This is a genomic window from Arthrobacter sp. ok909 (assembly GCF_900104405.1).
Classification (GTDB): Bacteria; Actinomycetota; Actinomycetes; order Actinomycetales; family Micrococcaceae; genus Arthrobacter; species Arthrobacter humicola.
Genome location: NZ_FNJS01000034.1, coordinates 14,651 through 31,430, shown reverse-complemented (window position 1 = coordinate 31,430; position 16,780 = coordinate 14,651). Strand labels below are relative to the sequence as shown.

The window sequence follows — 16,780 nt, the reverse complement described above, 5'->3', positions numbered from 1 at the left end:
GTCCGGGGGCACTTTGCTCGCAGTGTTCGACGCCGGCACCCTGGTTGGCGGTGTGTCCGCGTCAAAGTGCCCCCGGAACGCGGTCAGCCCCAATGGTGGGAGGACGGGACTAGTGCCCGCGGTGGTCCTGGATGGTCATCCGCGGGCCAAAGGTCGGTTTGCGGAAGCCGCTCAGGCCGATCATCCGGACCACCCGCTGCCGGTGCCCTGCCCAGGGCGCCAGAAGTCTGAGCATGCCGGCGTCGTCCGTCCGGCGACCGGTCAGGGCAGCGCCGACGTAGGCCGCGAGGTGGTAGTCGCCGACCGCGATCGAGTCCGGGCAGCCGTGCGTGCGTTGCACCACCTCGGCGGCCGTCCACACTCCAATCCCCGGGATGGTTTGCAGTTTCGCCGCTGCTTCCGCGGCGGGGAGGTCGGCGAGCCGCTCCAGCGCGGGGGCGGAGCGCAGCGCCCGCATGACAGTCGCCGAGCGCTGCGGACCCACCCCGGCCTTGTGCCATTCCCAGGACGGAATGCGCAGCCACTGGCCGGGCGTGGGCTGGAGCATGAGGTTGGCCGGGGCCACCGTTCCGGCGCCCGGGGCAGCTGTCCCGAAGCGGTACGTCAGGTACCGGTAGCCGCGGCGGGCCTCAATGACGGTGACCTTCTGCTCCAGGATGGTCGGCACGAGCGCGTCGACCATCCGTCCGGTGGCGGGCAGCCGGACGGTGAGGTTGCGGCGCCGGGCTTCGACGACCATGCGGGGGAGCGTTGCGTGGAACGCCGGCTCATCAAAAGCTGTCCAGTCGTCGTCACGGCCCAGCATGCGCGGAACGGAGGCCGCGGCCTCGGCGGCGCCGGGGCCCCACGACTGGACATCGACGGCGGGATCGGTCCGGGGCCCGGAGGACACGAGCCGAAGCGACGCCGGGCCGGCCGGCGTCGTGAACGCAAGCCACACGGCGCCCGGTGATGTGCGGATGGAAGGGTCCCCCTGCCCCCTCAGCAGCGGCCCGAGCGTCTGCATCAGGTCGAAGGGGCCGCCGGGCCGCCACCGCAAAGAGGCGTCCGCCGCGGCGGCATGGCCGGCGGGAACGTCTGCGAGGGTCATCCGAACATGTTCCCACGCCGGACGGACAGCCCCGCACCGGAGGTTCCGGCAGGTGAGCCAAATGGCCCTAAGTCTGCGCGGTTTCCGGGGCTAGAATCCGGCTGGGACACCCATGTGGCGGTCCTGCCGTTGGCCCGGGCCCCGGGGCCGCCAGGAGCAGATTATGGCCGGTGGAGTGGTGCATTTCGAGATTCCCGCAGACGACGAGGACCGGGCGCGGGAGTTCTACGGTTCAATCTTCGGCTGGGGTTTCCAGGTCATGCCGGAGATGGAGTACAGCCTGGCCATGACGACGCCGATGGACGAGCACGGCCGGCCCGCCGTCACCGGGTCCATCAACGGCGGGTTGTTCCGGCGCGGGGACCTTACGGCGCCGGTTGTCACGATCGACGTCGACGACATCGATGCCGCACTGGCGAGCATCGCCGCCCGCGGCGGGTCCGTGGTCCGTGAAAAGCTGGAGGTCCCGGGGATGGGATGGAATGCCTATTTCAAGGACAGTGAAGGCAACGTGGTGGGGTTGTGGCAGAACGCAGTGCCGGAGGGCGGCGCCGACCCCGGGAATGACATCGGCGCCTGAGTGGCGCACTCACGCGCCGGGTTGACCGACCCCGGCAGGCGGGCACAGCAGGTCAGTGCATCCCTGTGCTGAGCCAGAGCGCCAGGACCGCCAGCGGGATTACCAGGACGACGGCGACGACGCCGGCCACGGCGAAGCCGCCCCAGCGGATGTCTACGTTGAGTGCACGGAGCCGCTCGTGCCACAGCAGCGTGGCCAGCGAAGCCCAGGGGGTGACCAGCGGCCCCAGGTTCACCCCGATCAGCAGTGCCGCCAGCCGGGCAGGGGAGCCGCCCACCGGTTCCAGGGCCAGGTAGGCAGGCAGGTTGTTGACGGCGTTGGCGGCCCCGGTGCCCAGCCCCGCGAGCTGCAGGAGCGCCGGCAGGCTGTCCCCGGTGCCGGCAATCCCGGTCAGGAAACGGGTGAGCCCGTTCCCGTGCAGGGTCTCCACCACCATGAACAGGCCGGAGGTGAGCATGAGCGGCCGCCACGGAATCATGGACCAGCGCAGGGCGGAGCGGCGCCGCCAAAGGAACAGCAAGAGCAGGACGGCCGCCGCCGCGATCGCCGGGATCTGCACCGGAACCCCGGAAACCAGCGCCGGCAGCAGGACCACCATCACCCCGGACGCCGCGTACAGCAGCACCCGGTCCCGCACTTTGTGGATCGGCTGCGGCCCGTAGCGGCCGCGCAGGTCCTTCCGGAAGGCCAGCCACAGGAGCACCAGCGGCACCAGGATGCCCACCAGGGCCGGCGCCCACACCAGCGAGGCGAACGCGGCGGGGCTCAGCTTGAGCCGGTCCTGCGCCAGCAGGTTGGTCAGGTTGGAGACCGGCAGCAGCAGCGACGCCGTGTTGGCCAGCCAGACCGTGGTCATGGCAAACGGCAGCGCCGGAATCCGGGCGTGAACGGCCAGCAGCACGACGACGGGCGTCACGAGTACCGCCGTCGTATCCAGCGACAAGAACACCGTGGACACGGTGGCGAGGGCGATCACGAGCAGCCACAACAGAAACACCCGGCCACGGCCCAGGGCGGCCAGCCGCTCCGTGACCACACGGAAGAGCCCGGCGTCATCCACCAGCTCCGTGACCAGGGACATTGCCACGACAAACGCCAGAACCGGCACCGTCCGCGCCGCCAGCTCGTCGAATGCCTGGGCCGGCAGCAGCCCGGACGCCAGCGCCGCGCACCCTGCCAGCAGCATGCCCGCCGGCAGCGCATAGCTCTTGAACCTCTTCAGCCGGGCGATCCACTTCACCGCCCAATCGTCGCACCTCAAGGGGACGGGACTGCGCCGACGTGCCCGTCCGCCGGAGACGGTAACTTGGTACCTATGAAGTACGCCCCGTCCGTTCTGGACCTCATCGGCCATACGCCGCTCGTCAAGCTCAACCACGTGACCGACGGCATTGCAGCCACCGTCCTGGTGAAACTGGAATACCTGAACCCTGGCGGTTCGATCAAGGACCGGATCGCGGTCAAGATGATCGAGGAGGCCGAACTGACGGGCAAGCTCCTGCCCGGCGGCACGATCGTTGAACCCACCTCGGGCAACACCGGTGTCGGTCTGGCGCTCGTGGCGCAGCAGAAGGGCTACCGCTGCATCTTCGTCGTGCCGGACAAGGTCGGCGAAGACAAGCGGGCCGTGCTCCAGGCGTACGGCGCCGAAGTGGTGGTCACCCCCACCGCCGTCCCGCCGGACAGCCCCCAAAGCTACTACGGCGTCTCCGACCGGCTCGTCACCGAAATCCCGGGAGCCTACAAGCCGGACCAGTTCTCCAACCCGGCCGCCCCGGCAAGCCACTATGAAACTACCGGGCCCGAGATCTGGAACGACACCGACGGCCGGATTACGCACTGCGTGATCGGCGCCGGCACCGGCGGCACCATCACCGGCACCGGCCGGTACCTGAAGGAAGTCTCCGCCGGACGGCCCGAGGCCGAGGGCGGCGTCGTTAAGATCATCGGCGCCGATCCCGCCGGCTCGGTCTACTCCGGCGGCACCGGCCGACCCTACTTTGTCGAGGGCGTCGGGGAGGACATGTGGCCGGCCAACTACGACAAGTCCGTCCCGGACGACGTCATTGCCGTCAGCGACGCCGACTCCTTCGCGATGACGCGCCGGCTGGCCCGCGAAGAAGGGCTGCTGGTGGGCGGGTCCTCGGGCATGGCCGTCGTGGCCGCGCTGGAGGTGGCCAGGGACCTCCCGGCGGACGCCGTCGTGGTGGTCATCCTGCCGGACTCCGGACGCGGCTACCTCGCGAAGATCTTCAACGACCAGTGGATGCGCTCCTACGGCTTCCTGGCCGGCGGGGACGAAGCCTCGGTGGGCGAGATCCTCAAGGCCAAGACCGGGGAACTCCCGGACCTGGTCCACATCCACCCGAACGAGAGCGTCCGCGATGTCATCAACATCATGAACGAGTTCGGCGTCTCGCACATCCCCGTCCTGTCCCAGGAACCGCCCGTCGTGATGGGCGAGGTCCTTGGCGCCGTGGACGAACGCACGCTCACGGCCAAGCTCTTCCGGGGCGAGGCCAAGCTCTCGGACAAGATCTCCGAACACATGGAGGCCCGGCTGCCCGTGATCGGCTCGCTCGAATCGATCTCGACCGCCCGCGAACTCCTCTCCGACGCCGACACCCTCATGGTGACGTTCGTCGGCGCTCCGGTGGGGATCCTGACCCGCCACGACCTCCTCGCCTACCTCAGCAACTGACCAGTTCAAGGAGTCCCATGTCTCTGCCAGAAAGCTCTTCCGCGAAGAAGGCCGGCTTCAACACCCGCGCCGTGCACGCCGGCCAGGCCTTCGAGCCGCGCACCGGCGCCGTGGTGCCTCCCGTGCACTTCTCCTCCACCTACGCGCAGGACGGGATCGGCGGACTGCGCGCCGGCTACGAATACGGCCGCGGCACCAACCCCACCCGCGATGCCTTGCAGGAGCAGCTGGCCGCGCTGGAGGGCGGGACCGCCGCGTTCTCCTTCAGCTCGGGCCTGGCGGCCGAGGACTCCATGATCCGTGCCCTGACCCGGCCCGGTGACCACATCGTGCTCGGCAACGACGCCTACGGCGGCACCTACCGGCTCATCAGCCGGGTCCTGGGGGAGTGGGGCATCGGCAACACCCCGGTGGACATGTCCGACCTCGACGCCGTCGCCAAGGCCGTGGCCGCCGGGGGTTCGGCCTCCGGCGGCGGCAAGACCCGCCTGGTGTGGGTGGAGACGCCGTCGAACCCGATGATGAAGATCACCGACATCGAGGCCCTCGCCGCAGTGGCGCACGACGCCGGCGCCCTCCTCGTCGTGGACAACACCTTCGCCTCGCCGTACCTGCAGAACCCGCTGGCCCTCGGCGCCGACGTCGTGGTTCACTCCACCACCAAGTACATCGGCGGGCACTCCGACGTCGTCGGCGGCGCGATCGTGGTTAACGACCCGGAGCTGGCCGAGAAGATCGGCTTCGTCCAGTTCGCTGTCGGCGCCGTGTCCGGTCCGATGGACGCCTTCCTCACCACCCGCGGCCTGAAGACCCTCGGCGTGCGGATGGACCGGCACAGCGACAACGCCCAGGCCGTGGCGGAATGGCTGCTGAAGCGCCCTGAAGTGGAGGCCGTGCTGTACCCGGGCCTGCCCTCCCACCCGGGCCACGAGCTGGCCAGGAAGCAGATGAAGAAATTCGGCGGCATGATCTCCGTGCAGTTCAAGGGCGGCGAAGCCGCGGCACGCAAGGTGGCCGAATCGACGTCCGTGTTCACCCTGGCCGAGTCCCTGGGTGGGATCGAATCACTCATGAACTACCCCTCGGAAATGACGCATGCCTCGGTCAAGGGCACTGAACTGGCCGTTCCGGTCAACCTGATCCGGCTCTCGTGCGGCATCGAGGACGTCGAGGACCTCATCGCCGACCTCGACACCGCGCTTTCCGCCCTGGACGGCAACAGCTAGCTAGCCGCCCGCCTGTGCCATACAGCCAACCCTAGCTTTCTCTAAGAGAGTCAGCTAGGGTTGGCTGCATGGCACTCCGATCCGACTGGTCCCAGCGGACCTGCAGCATGGCCCGCGGCCTCGACATCCTCGGCGATCCCTGGAGCATGCTCGTCCTGCGCGAGGTCTTCTTCGGCAACGGCCGCTTCGAGGCCATGAAGCAGCGGCTCGGAGCAGCCGATTCCGTGCTCACCAAGCGGCTCGCCGGGCTCGTCGACGCCGGGCTGCTCACCCGGCGGCCCTACGACGACGGCGGCCGCACCCGCCAGGAGTACGTCCTCACCGCCAAGGGCGAGGACGCCCTGCCGGTGCTCAACGCCGTCGTGATCTGGGCCGAAAAGCACCTCCCGGCCCCTTCCGAGCAGGCGCACATGTTCGTCATTCACAACGGCTGCGGGGCGAGGACCTCCTCTGCGGACACCTGCACGGCCTGCGGGGAGCGGCTGACGGCCGGGAACACTAGCTGGCACAGCCTCACCCGCACCGCCAACCCCGTGCCGCTGGCGTCGGCCCGCGCGCAGAGCCCGGTGCCCGGCCAGCCCAAGTCCCAGCCCCGGAACGGAACCGCCGCATGAGCGCCCCTCAAGACACTCTGACCCCCGCGCCCGTCCGCCACCGGATCCACCCGGCGTGGGGCGTGGCCGCCGTGGCTTTCCTCGCGCTCGTCGGCGCTGCCGGGTTCCGTGCCGCCCCGGGCGTGCTCATGGTGCCGCTGCAGAACGAGTTCGGCTGGTCCACTACCGTGCTCTCTGCCGCGGTCAGCATCAACCTCGTACTGTTCGGGCTCACGGCACCGTTCGCGGCGGCCCTCATGGAACGCTTCGGCATCCGCGCCGTCACCGCCGTGGCCCTGATGCTGATCGGCGCCGGCAGCGCACTGACAGTCCTCGTAAACCAGTCCTGGCAGATCCTGCTGACGTGGGGGCTGCTGATCGGACTCGGCACCGGGTCCATGGCGCTGGTCTTCGCCACCACCGTCGCCAACACGTGGTTCGCCAAGAGCCGGGGCTTGGTGATCGGCATCCTCACCGCCGGCAGCGCCGCCGGGCAGCTCGTGTTCCTGCCCTTCATTGCGCTCCTGGCCCAGGACCCGGGCTGGCGTCAGGCCTCGCTCCTCATCGGTGCCGGCGCGCTCGCGGTGGTGCCGCTCGTGCTGAAGTTCCTGAAGAACTCACCGGCCGAGGTCGGCGTGCTGCCTTACGGAGCCACGCCGCCGGCCGCCGGCGGGACCTCCGATGAGACGGCCGGGCCCGAGACCGTCGGGCCGGAAGCCGCGGGGCCTGAAACTGCAGGGCCGGCAGCTGCCGAACCCAGCCGCAACGCGGCCGTCCGGGCCCTGCAGGTCCTCAAACGGGCCAGCAAGGTCCGTACCTTCTGGGCCCTCGTGGCCGGCTTCGCGATCTGCGGCGCAACCACCAACGGGCTGATCGGCACCCACTTCATCCCCTCCGCCCACGACCACGGCATGCCGGAAACCACCGCGGCGGGCCTGCTCGCCGTCGTCGGGCTCTTCGACATCGTCGGAACCATCGCCTCCGGCTGGCTCACGGACCGCTTCAACCCCCGCATCCTGCTCGCGGTGTACTACCAGTTCCGCGGTATCGGGCTGCTGGTCCTGCCGCTGCTGCTAAGCGCCACGGTCCAGCCCAGCATGATTGTGTTCGTCGTCATTTACGGCCTGGACTGGGTGGCCACGGTGCCGCCGACCGCCGCGATCTGCCGCCAGGTGTTCGGCGCCGACGGCAGCGTCGTGTTCGGCTGGGTGTTCGCCGCCCATCAGCTCGGCGCGGCCGCAGCGGCCTTGGCGGCCGGAGCCGTCCGGGACGCCACCGGCCAGTACACCTACGCCTGGTTCGCCGCCGCCGCGATGTGCACGATCGCCGCTGTCATCAGCGCCACCATCCGCAAGGACGCCAGAAAGACGGACACGGTCCCGGTTGCGGCGTAGCTGTTCTGTAGACTGACCCGACAGCGAGGGCGCGTTTCGGCCGCCCGGACGGAACCGACCATTCGGCAAGCGTCTACACCAGCAGCCCGATTGGGGAATTCATGTCAGTGCTCGATTCCAAGGACCGCCCTGCGCAGCCGGACCCGAAACCGCCCCTGCCGAAACGGCCCGTCCCGAAACCGCCGACCGCGAAACCGCCGGTCCGGATACTGCTGTGGCTCTCCGTCATTGTGGCCATCGCTGCCGTCGGCTACTTCGTCTGGGTGTCGCTCGGGGTCTGGGCCAAGCAGGGACTGGACTTCAGCGTCTACTGGTACGGCGGAAAGATCCTCAACGACGCCGGCGCCGCGCCGTCGGACCTGTATGCGGGAAACGTGGACTGGGCCGGGGGTCCGGGGCTGAAGTTCACGTACCCGCCGTTCGCCGCACTGCTCTTCAGCTTCTTGGCCCGGCTGCCGCAGGTGACCGCGCTGACACTGTTCAATACCGCCGGCGCCGTCGTCGGCATCCTGGCCGCCGGCCGCACGGTCCGTTACTGGAACGCCAAAACCAATTGGCGCGCCACCTTCCGGTCCCCGCGCAACTGCTGGGCCGCCGCCGTCGTGGTCCTGGCGGTGCTGAATCTCGGTCCGTGGCGCGAGAGCCTGGTGTTCGGCCAGATCAATATCCTGCTGATGGGCCTGATGGCCGCGGACCTGCTGGCCCGGAACTCGCGGTGGACCCGCGGCATCCCCGGCAGCGGCTTCCTGGTGGGGGTTGCCGCCGGCATCAAGCTGACGCCCCTGGTGTTCGGCCTGTACTACGTGGTCCGCAAGGACTGGCGCGGACTGTGCAACATGGCCGCCGGCTTCACCGTCACAGTGGTGATCGGCTGGCTGCTGCGTCCCGTCGAGTCCCTGCAGTTCTGGCTCCAGATGCTGCCGGACACCTCCCGGATGGGCGGAGCGGGCTATGTGGACAACCTGTCCCTCAAGGGCGCGCTGCTGCACTTCGGCGTTCCGGAGCCAGTCGTCACCGTGCCGTGGCTCGTGCTGAGCCTGGCGGTGGTGGCCCTGGGCGCAGGAGTCGTCAAGGCCGCCAGCGACCAGGGCGCCCGGGTTGTCGCTGTTGCAGCGACGGCGCTGACCATGCTGTTGATCAGCCCGGTCTCCTGGTCCCATCACTGGGTGTGGGTCGCGGCGGTCTTCCCGGCCTTCGCCTGGACCCTGCGCGAAACCCCGCGCCGCTACGTCCGGATGCGCTGGACCATGGGCGTGGTGCTGGGCGTTTCGATCCTGGTGTTCCTGTTCTCACCGAAGACCATCGGCACGGCGTTGGGCGCGCAGAACCTCGACCTTCAGACACCGGGCCTGTGGATCATGGCCTCCAGCGCCGGGGTGTTCTGCGCCGTGGCGCTCCTGGTCTGCTGGTTTGTCGCCCTGCGCCGGGACTCGGTGGCGCCGGAACTTGACCTTGTTGCGGTGCCAGCCGCCGAAGTGGACGTCCGGGCCTCCGCGGTCTCCTCGTAGCTGCCGCCCCGCCGGCCGCCGCTAGGCTGTTCGCATGAGCTCCCCGTCAGCCCGTAAGACTGCCCTCGTCACCGGCGTCGGCCGGCTCGCCGGAATCGGCGCCGGCATCGCGCGCCGCCTCGCCGCGGACGGCTGGGACCTCGTCCTGAGCTACTGGCAGGACTACGACGCCCGGATGCCGTGGGGAGTCCAGCCCGACGACGTCGAACGCCTCACCGTCGAGCTGCAGGCGACCGGCGCCGCCGTCGTGGTCCTGCCGGCGGATTTCGAAGACCCGCAGGCCGTGGACGGGCTGATTGCCGCGGTGGCGGCCGAGGCCGGAACCCTGCAGGGCCTGGTGCTCAGCCACGCCGAATCCGTGGACTCCGGCATCCTGGACACGTCTCTGGCGAGCTTCGAGCGGCACTTCGCGGTCAACACCCGCGCCAGCTGGCAGTTGATTGCCGCTTTCGCCCGGCAGGCAGGTCCCGACGGCGGGGCCATCGTGGCGCTGACCAGCGATCACACCGCCTTCAACCTGCCCTACGGAGCGTCAAAGGGTGCGCTGGACCGGATCGTGATCGCGGCGGCCCGGGAGCTCGGCCCGCTGGCGATCAGCGCCAACGTCCTCAACCCGGGACCGGTGGACACCGGCTGGATGGATGACGTGCTTCGCGGCGAACTGGCCGTCCGGCAGCCCGGCGGCCGGCTCGGTACTCCGGCGGACGTGGCCGGCACGGTCGCGTTTCTGCTCTCGCCCGAGGGCCGCTGGATGTCCGGGCAGCTGGTCAAAGCCGACGGCGGCTTCTCCGCCTGACGTCCCCGGACTGCACCGTCCTGTACGCCGACGTCCTTGATCCGGTGGTGGCCGGATCCGGTCAGTCGGCGGTCAGCAGGGCGAGGGCTGTTGCCAATTCGGTGGCGGCGCCTTGGAGGAGGCAGGCCGTCTCGCGTGCCCGGGCGTTGCGTCCGGACTGGAGGTCGGCATCAATGAGGTCGGCCATAAGTTGGAGCCGGCAGGCACCGGCCATGGACGCGGACCAAGACAGGCTTTGGGCGGCAACGCGCGCGTCTTCCCAGTCCCCGACAGTCAAGGCCAGGTGAACCTTTTCGACCCGGTGGGGAAGCATGAGCTGGAATGTAGTGACGAAGTCGTGGAACCTCCAGGACTGGAGTGTGCCTGCGCTCGCCTGAAGTCGGTTGCGGTCCAGAACGCGTGCCGTGGCGATGCGGGCACGGTACCTGCGGGGTCCCTGGTCAGCCCCCGAAATATCCTGGTCGTTCACGCCCGTGCTGGTCGTGGCGTGACGTGCCGGAAAGAACCGGAGCGTCCACGCGGCTGACTTGGCGTTGAGACCCATGATGTCCCCCTAACCCGGCGTCCTGTTCCGATCCGTCGGAAAGGCAGAGTGCCGCCCTCCGGACCGGTGGCACCACTCTACGAATGCGCCCCGGGGAGAGCACGAGTGCTGGCTACCCGAAAACTCAGCAGTCACCACTTGTATCACTGGCCTCACACGTATCGCACGACCGGGATCGCCTTCGCGGGCTCGCGGACTCGCGGGCTTAGCGGAAGGCCGGGATCCCCGTGATGTGCTGGCCCAGAACCAGGGTGTGGACTTCGTCGGTGCCCTCGTAGGTGCGGACGGATTCCAGGTTGGCGGCGTGCCGCAGGGGCGAATAGTCCAGTGTGATGCCGTTGCCGCCCAGGATGGTGCGGGCTTCCCGGGCAATGCTGAGCGCCTCCCGCACGTTGTTCAGCTTGCCGAGTGAGATCTGCTCCGGCCGCAACCGGCCGGCGTCCTTGAGCCGGCCCAGATGCAGGGCCAGGAGCGTGCCTTTTTGGATTTCCAGGAGCATGTTCACGAGCTTCTCCTGCGTCAACTGGTACCCGGCCAGCGGCTTGCCGAACTGCAGCCGCTCCTGGGCGTAGGCCAGGGCCGCCTCGTAGGAATCCCGGGCGGCGCCCATTGCGCCCCACGCAATTCCGTACCGGGCCTCGTTGAGGCAGGAGAACGGGCCCCGGAGCCCCCGCGCCGCCGGCAGCAGCGCCTCGGGACCCAGCCGGACGGCGTCGAACGTGATGTCGCACTGGATCGAGGCGCGCATCGAGAGCTTCTGCCCGATCGGGGTCGCGGTGACCCCTGGGGTGCCGGCGGGGACGAGGAAGCCGCGCACGCCGTCGTCGGTCATGGCCCACACCACCAGCACGTCCGCCACCGACGCGAGCCCGATCCAGCGTTTGGCGCCGTCCAGGACCCAGCCGGCGGCCTCGCCGGAGCCGTCGCGGCGGGCGAAGGTCTTCATCGAGGCGGGGTCCGAGCCGGCCGTCGGCTCGGTCAGGGCAAACGCGCCGATCAGCTCGCCGGCGGCCATCCGGGGGAGCCACTCCTGTTTCTGGTGCTCGGAGCCCCACTTGTGGATGGCCGTCATGGCGAGGGAGCCCTGCACGGAGACAAAGGTGCGAATGCCGGAATCGCCGGCCTCGAGTTCCATGGCCGCGAGGCCGTATTCGACGGCGGAGCGGCCGGGGCAGCCATAGCCCTCCAGATGCATGCCGAGCACGCCGAGTTCGCCAAGTTCCGGGGCCAGGTCCAGGGGGAAGACGGCGTCGTCGTACCAGCCGGCGATCCCGGGCCGGATGCGCTGGTTGGTGAAGTCGCGGACGCGCTCCCGCACGGCCAGCTCCCCGGGGCTCAGGAGGGAATCGATCGCCAGGACATCGGAAACACCGGAAAGGTTGGCCTCGTTGCTCATGCCAGCATCCTACGGCGGCTTCCGCCGGAGTGCGCCGGGGCGGCCTGGCGCGCCGGGCCGGGCTGCTGCAGGAAGTACCCCGGGTTGACGGCGCGAAACGGCAGACGAAGGCCAGCACCACGCCCAGCGCCAGCAGCACCACCCCGCTGGCGAACGCGCCGCCGCCGCCGAAGATCTGCGTGTCGCCGTAGCCCGGATCCCACATCTGCATGGCCGAGACGAAGAAGGCCGCGGTCAGCAGGAGGGCCCCGAGCAGCGGCAGGACTCCGCGGAGCCACAGGTTGCGGGCCGAACTGCGAAGGGCGGCACGGAAGTACCGGACGCAGGCGAAGCTCACCCGATCGCGGCGTCGCCTCGGGCGGGAGGTGGCTCCGGCGACCATGGTCATAGCCTCCTGTGCTGCATTGCGGAGGCGTTGGACCACGGTGATGAGGCATCGTCTGCCGGCACCCCCCCGCGCCGACCCTCTTTTCAAACAGCTACACGCACCTTTCGCGCTGGCCTTAGCCACCACTCAAAGCAGCTCTTCGAGGTGTCCGGCAGCCCGGTGCTTACTCCGCGGGCGGTCAGCGACCGGGTTAACTCGGCTCTTCAGAATTGTTAACTCGGTTCGCAACAACAGCTCCTATGGGCGGATAAACACAGTAGTCAGCCGGGGCGAGACGGGTAGAAAGACGGGTATTGACTACGCGTGTTCGTTTGTGGCGCAAATTTTACGCTCGGGGTGCTAGGGAAACGACACCACCATGCAGGAACCAGGTCTCAAATGTATTCTTGTGATACTGCCCGGCGCGCCGAAGAAATTCGGCACACCGGTATCGCTGACGAACCACATTTTCCAATACAAGCAGGAACCCCGGCGCCCGATTCGGGAAAGGGGCGCGCCGTTGGCACCCCTTACCCGTCCGAGCCTCCGCCCCTTTGGTGCCAACACGTTGAACGCGGGCTGCTGTGGGTTCCCCAGGTGCGGCTGGCGGCGGAGGTTCCCTCCAAGACGGGGCAGCCAATCCGCATCGCCCGGTCCTGCAACGTCTGCCCGCCCGTGCCGGCGGTCCACGATGAGGCGCGGTTCGGAGACGGCGTCTGTGTGCCGGATGCCTGCGGCAGCCTCTATGGATGTCGTTTCCCGTCGCAGGGTAAGGGCAAATTGTGACGGCCGGGGCAAATACCCGGGATTTCAGCAGACTCGCCGGCCCGCTCATGGAACCGCCCCAGGAAGAGAAATACTCCGTTCGATACCGCAGCATCTACGGACCAGGGCAGCGGCGCAAGCACTTGGTCTCAGTGATCGTCGGGCTTTTCAACGTGGCGCTCTTTAGCGCATATGTCATCCTGCTGGTGCGGAGCATCAGTGCACTGAATCCGGAAGCCGGGCCGGTGGCCGTGGCCGCGAATTACCTCGTTGTCTCCTCAATTTGCTTGGTGGCATTTTTGTCGGTGATCAACGTCATCTCCTTCACCGTGGCCTCGATCGTCGCCCGGGACCCAATTCCGGTCCGATCCCAGCCAGGGCACCGCATCGCGTTCGTCACAGCGATCGTGCCGGCCAAGGAATCGATTCATCAGGTCATGCACACACTCCGGGCTGCGCAGGACATCACCTACGAGGGAACCGTGGATGTGTGGCTCCTCGACGAGGGTGGAGATCCGGAAATAGCGGCGTTGTGCCAGCGGCACGGGATAAGGTACTTCAGCCGCCACGGGATACCCTCCTACAACACCGCATCAGGTGCCTTCAAGGCGAAAACCAAACACGGGAACTACAACGCATGGCTCGACAGCCACGGCGAGGAATACGACTTCCTGGCCTCCGTAGACAATGACCACGTTCCCTGTGGAATCTTCCTCGAACGCACCCTGGGTTACCTGCGCGATGAGGAGATGGCTTACGTTGTCGGGCCCCAGGCATACGGCAACGTGGAGAACTTCGTAGCCCGGGCCGCCGAATCGCAGCAGTTTCCGTTCCATTCGGTGATCCAGCGTGCAGCAAACTTCTACCGTATTCCCATGCTCGTGGGAACCAACTACGTGCTGCGCATCTCCGCGCTCAGGGAAATCGGCGGGTTTGCCGATTCGATCACCGAAGACATGGCCACCGGACTGCGGTTCCACACGTCCTACAACCCTGCAACGAAGGGACGGTGGAAGTCGGTTTACACACCGGATGTGCTGTCCCTGGGCGAAGGCCCCAGCTCGTGGGCGGATTACTTCGGCCAGCAAAACCGGTGGTCCCGCGGTACCTTCGAGGTCCTCCGGCATGAAATGCCTCGCTGCGGGTGGCGCCTTAGCCCGCCAAGGCTCCTGCACTACGCACTGATCACCACGTTCTATCCTTCAATGGCCCTCGGCTGGCTGCTCGGTGCACTAAACGCGGTCTTGTTCCTGACATTCGGGGCCAGCGGCATCAGTGTTCCCCTTGAAGTGTGGATCGCTCTGTACACGGACACGACGCTGTTCCAATTGTGGGTCTACGGGCGCAACCGGCGCTATAACGTCAGCCCCGTGGAACCGGCTGGAACCCTCGGTCTAGCCGGCATGGCCATGTCTATCGTTGCCTCGCCAATCTACGCTGCGGCCTTCGTCCAAAGTATTTTCGGCAGGGCCGGCAAGTTCGCCGTGACCCCGAAGGGTGCCGTAGTTGCAGGGGATTCACTGCGCTCATATAGAACCCATTTCGCCTGGCTGGCTGTGTTCACTGCCGCGACAGCAGCAGCTTTGCTTCAGGGCTATTTCACCTGGGCGGTTTACATTTGGCCTGCGGTGGCCATCCTGACCTGCCTGGCACCACCCGTGATCCACCTCCACACACGCTTAACGACCGGGCATGAAGGTACCCGGGAGGGCGCCTTCGGGCACAATTTCCTGCATTCCCTTGCACCGGTTGGACCTGCCGCAGAGAAAGAAGCGAGGGTATGAAAAAGACACTTAGAGTCCTCGACCGGCGCGGGCGTCACCTTGCTGTAGGCGCATCTATCGCCGCCATTGTCCTAGGGTCCAATTCCATGATGGCCGCAACCATCATCCACGAGATCGAAATAAACTCCAGCAGCTACAAAGCGGAGAAAGGCCATTGGGACGTTATCGACCTGCCTGGCGATCTGCGCGTGAACGCGATTCACGCCGCGCTGCTCAGCAGCGGGAAAATCCTCATCGTCGCCGGTTCGGGCAATAGCACGGCCATGTTTGACGCTGGGACCTTCAAGAGCCTGCTATACGACCCGGCGAGGGGAACGGGCAGGTTGATCGACACTCCGGCGGACATGTTTTGCGGCGGCCAGACCATGCTACCCGACGGCACCATGTTGATCGCCGGGGGAACCCAGCGCTACGAAGATCTCAACCCGACACATGCCGGCGGCGTCATGGTCGTGAAGAACGAAAACCCTGACAAGCCTCTCGCCCTGCCGAAGGGGACGGCCTTCACCGCCCCCAACGGACAGGTCTACAAGAGCGACGCCGACGTGAACGCCGCTGCGGCCTCGAAAACGGTCCTAGGAACTCGGGTCACGGTCACCCCCAGTGCCACCAACGTGTGGGTTGACGCGGTGACACAAGGAGACGCGGCGGTAACGAGCAGGGACGAGTTGTACAGAATCGTCGGACTCGAGGGCGAGGATGCGAAGAACGTGTACGGCATGGCCCAAAAGATGACACTGGACAAGCACGACTTCGAAGGCACGAACAAGTCGTACATCTTCGACCCCGCGACGGAAAAATATGAGCAGACGGGAAACCTCAACGAAAAGAGATGGTATCCGACTCTCACGGGCCTCCCGAACGGCGATGTCATGGCCACGTCGGGGTTGGACGGTGAGGGCCAAATCCTGCAGGGCCAAACCGAGGTTTATGACCCAGCCACCCGAAAGTGGACAAACAGGGAAGACCTGACTCGGTATTTCCCGACGTATCCCGCGATTTTCCAGACAGAAAAATCCGGCACCCTGTTCTACACCGGCTCCAACGCCGGGTACGGTCCGGCGGACAAGGGCCGGACCCCCGGATTCTGGAACCTGCAGAACAACACGATGCAGCCCGTGACCGGGCTAAGGGACCCTGATCTGCTGGAAACGAGCAGTTCTTCCTGGGTCGGCCCCGTACAAAACCAGACGCTGATGGTGATCGGCGGCGGCGGCGTCGGCGAGTCGAACCAGTCCACTGGCAGGATTGACCTCATCAAACTCAACAGCCCCGACCCCAAGTTCGTCCCCGGACCCAGCCTGCCTCAGGGAACCCGTTACCCCAGCGTTGTCACGTTGCCCGATGACACTGCACTGATCACCGGCGGTTCCGCCGACTACCGCGGCAAACACAACTCGGACAACCACACGGCGCGGATCTTCAACCCCGTGAACGGGACGCTGAGCGATGCCGCGGACCCTCTGGTTGGCCGTGACTACCACTCGGAGGCCTTGCTCCTGCCGGACGGACGAGTCATCACGTTGGGATCGAATCCGCTGTTCACCGGCGAGACTGACACGCAGACCGCGCCCTTTGAGCAGCGCATCGAGGTCTACACCCCGCCGTATCTTTATCACGGCGACCGTCCGCAAATAACCGATGCACCACTCACCGCCCAGTTGGGCGACACCATGACTGTGGCCTCCCCCCAGTCAGCTGACATCGCCTCGGCACGTCTCATACGCCCCAGCGCGGTTACTCACGTCACCGACGTCGAACAGCGCTCCATAGCCTTGGGCCTGCACCAACACGACGGCAAACTCCTCCTAACGATCCCTACGGAAGCAACTTTGGTACCCCCCGGGAACTACATGCTCTTCCTCGTAGACAAACATGGCGTCCCCTCGGTCGCTACATGGGTCCAGGTCGGCCACGAGGGCGAAGCCAGTAAAACTGGCAGCGGGATGTCCGGGATGTCCGGGATGCCCGGTATGTAAATCCGAAGCCTGCGTCCGGGGTGAAGGGCCAAGAGGCTGCCCGGGCACGTGGATATG

13 protein-coding genes and 1 pseudogene are annotated in these 16,780 nt (G+C 67.2%); 9 read left to right on the top strand and 5 right to left on the bottom strand.

Features of this window, described 5'->3' with window-relative positions:
• Positions 1-109: 109 nt before the first annotated feature.
• A complete protein-coding gene (locus tag BLR03_RS20005) occupies positions 110-1,090 on the bottom strand; it encodes a DNA-3-methyladenine glycosylase family protein (RefSeq protein ID WP_091255949.1) in 981 nt (326 codons plus the stop codon).
• Between the two features lie 163 nt (positions 1,091-1,253).
• On the opposite strand from BLR03_RS20005, the gene BLR03_RS20000 reads away from it, so the two are divergent.
• Positions 1,254-1,670 carry a VOC family protein gene (locus tag BLR03_RS20000; RefSeq protein WP_091255947.1) on the top strand — a complete coding sequence of 139 codons (417 nt, stop codon included), beginning with the start codon at positions 1,254-1,256 and terminating at the stop codon, positions 1,668-1,670.
• Positions 1,671-1,722: 52 nt separating this feature from the next.
• On the opposite strand, the gene BLR03_RS19995 is transcribed toward BLR03_RS20000, so the two are convergent.
• The gene (locus BLR03_RS19995; protein ID WP_091255990.1) at positions 1,723-2,856 is read right to left on the bottom strand and encodes an SLC13 family permease; all 1,134 of its coding nucleotides are present in this window, start codon (positions 2,854-2,856) and stop codon (positions 1,723-1,725) included.
• Positions 2,857-2,985: 129 nt separating this feature from the next.
• Here BLR03_RS19995 and BLR03_RS19990 point away from each other — a divergent pair, with 129 nt between their 5' ends.
• The 6 genes from BLR03_RS19990 to BLR03_RS19965 all read left to right on the top strand — a co-directional run bounded on the left by BLR03_RS19990 (position 2,986) and on the right by BLR03_RS19965 (position 9,888).
• Positions 2,986-4,371: a cystathionine beta-synthase gene (locus tag BLR03_RS19990; RefSeq protein WP_091255946.1), complete on the top strand. Its 1,386-nt coding sequence runs from the start codon at positions 2,986-2,988 to the stop codon at positions 4,369-4,371.
• Between the two features lie 17 nt (positions 4,372-4,388).
• The gene (locus BLR03_RS19985; RefSeq protein WP_091255944.1) at positions 4,389-5,597 is read left to right on the top strand and encodes a cystathionine gamma-synthase; all 1,209 of its coding nucleotides are present in this window, start codon (positions 4,389-4,391) and stop codon (positions 5,595-5,597) included.
• A 68-nt stretch (positions 5,598-5,665) separates the two neighbouring features.
• A complete protein-coding gene (locus BLR03_RS19980; protein ID WP_091255942.1) occupies positions 5,666-6,211 on the top strand; it encodes a winged helix-turn-helix transcriptional regulator in 546 nt (181 codons plus the stop codon).
• Positions 6,208-7,584, top strand: a complete 1,377-nt coding sequence (locus BLR03_RS19975; protein WP_091255940.1) for an MFS transporter — start codon at positions 6,208-6,210, stop codon at positions 7,582-7,584. The genes BLR03_RS19980 and BLR03_RS19975 overlap by 4 nt, the downstream gene beginning before the upstream one ends.
• Positions 7,585-7,685: 101 nt before the next feature.
• Positions 7,686-9,092, top strand: coding sequence for a glycosyltransferase 87 family protein (locus BLR03_RS19970; RefSeq protein ID WP_091255939.1), 1,407 nt, complete (start codon positions 7,686-7,688; stop codon positions 9,090-9,092).
• A 34-nt stretch (positions 9,093-9,126) separates the two neighbouring features.
• Positions 9,127-9,888, top strand: coding sequence for an SDR family oxidoreductase (locus BLR03_RS19965; RefSeq protein WP_091255937.1), 762 nt, complete (start codon positions 9,127-9,129; stop codon positions 9,886-9,888).
• Between the two features lie 61 nt (positions 9,889-9,949).
• Here BLR03_RS19965 and BLR03_RS19960 read toward each other — a convergent pair whose 3' ends face one another.
• The 3 genes and pseudogenes from BLR03_RS19960 to BLR03_RS24995 form a co-directional block, all read right to left on the bottom strand.
• Positions 9,950-10,432 carry a hypothetical protein gene (locus BLR03_RS19960; protein ID WP_091255936.1) on the bottom strand — a complete coding sequence of 161 codons (483 nt, stop codon included), beginning with the start codon at positions 10,430-10,432 and terminating at the stop codon, positions 9,950-9,952.
• A gap of 205 nt (positions 10,433-10,637) precedes the next feature.
• Positions 10,638-11,828 (bottom strand): acyl-CoA dehydrogenase family protein, encoded by a 1,191-nt coding sequence (locus tag BLR03_RS19955; RefSeq protein WP_091255935.1) that lies wholly within the window; start codon positions 11,826-11,828, stop codon positions 10,638-10,640.
• A gap of 76 nt (positions 11,829-11,904) precedes the next feature.
• A pseudogene (locus tag BLR03_RS24995) lies at positions 11,905-12,159 on the bottom strand (amino acid transporter); the annotation flags it as partial.
• A gap of 869 nt (positions 12,160-13,028) precedes the next feature.
• On the opposite strand from BLR03_RS24995, the gene BLR03_RS19945 reads away from it, so the two are divergent.
• Positions 13,029-14,744 carry a glycosyltransferase family 2 protein gene (locus BLR03_RS19945; protein ID WP_139184615.1) on the top strand — a complete coding sequence of 572 codons (1,716 nt, stop codon included), beginning with the start codon at positions 13,029-13,031 and terminating at the stop codon, positions 14,742-14,744.
• Positions 14,741-16,723, top strand: a complete 1,983-nt coding sequence (locus BLR03_RS19940) for a radical copper oxidase GlxA (RefSeq protein WP_091255933.1) — start codon at positions 14,741-14,743, stop codon at positions 16,721-16,723. The genes BLR03_RS19945 and BLR03_RS19940 overlap by 4 nt, the downstream gene beginning before the upstream one ends.
• Positions 16,724-16,780 lie beyond the last annotated feature (57 nt).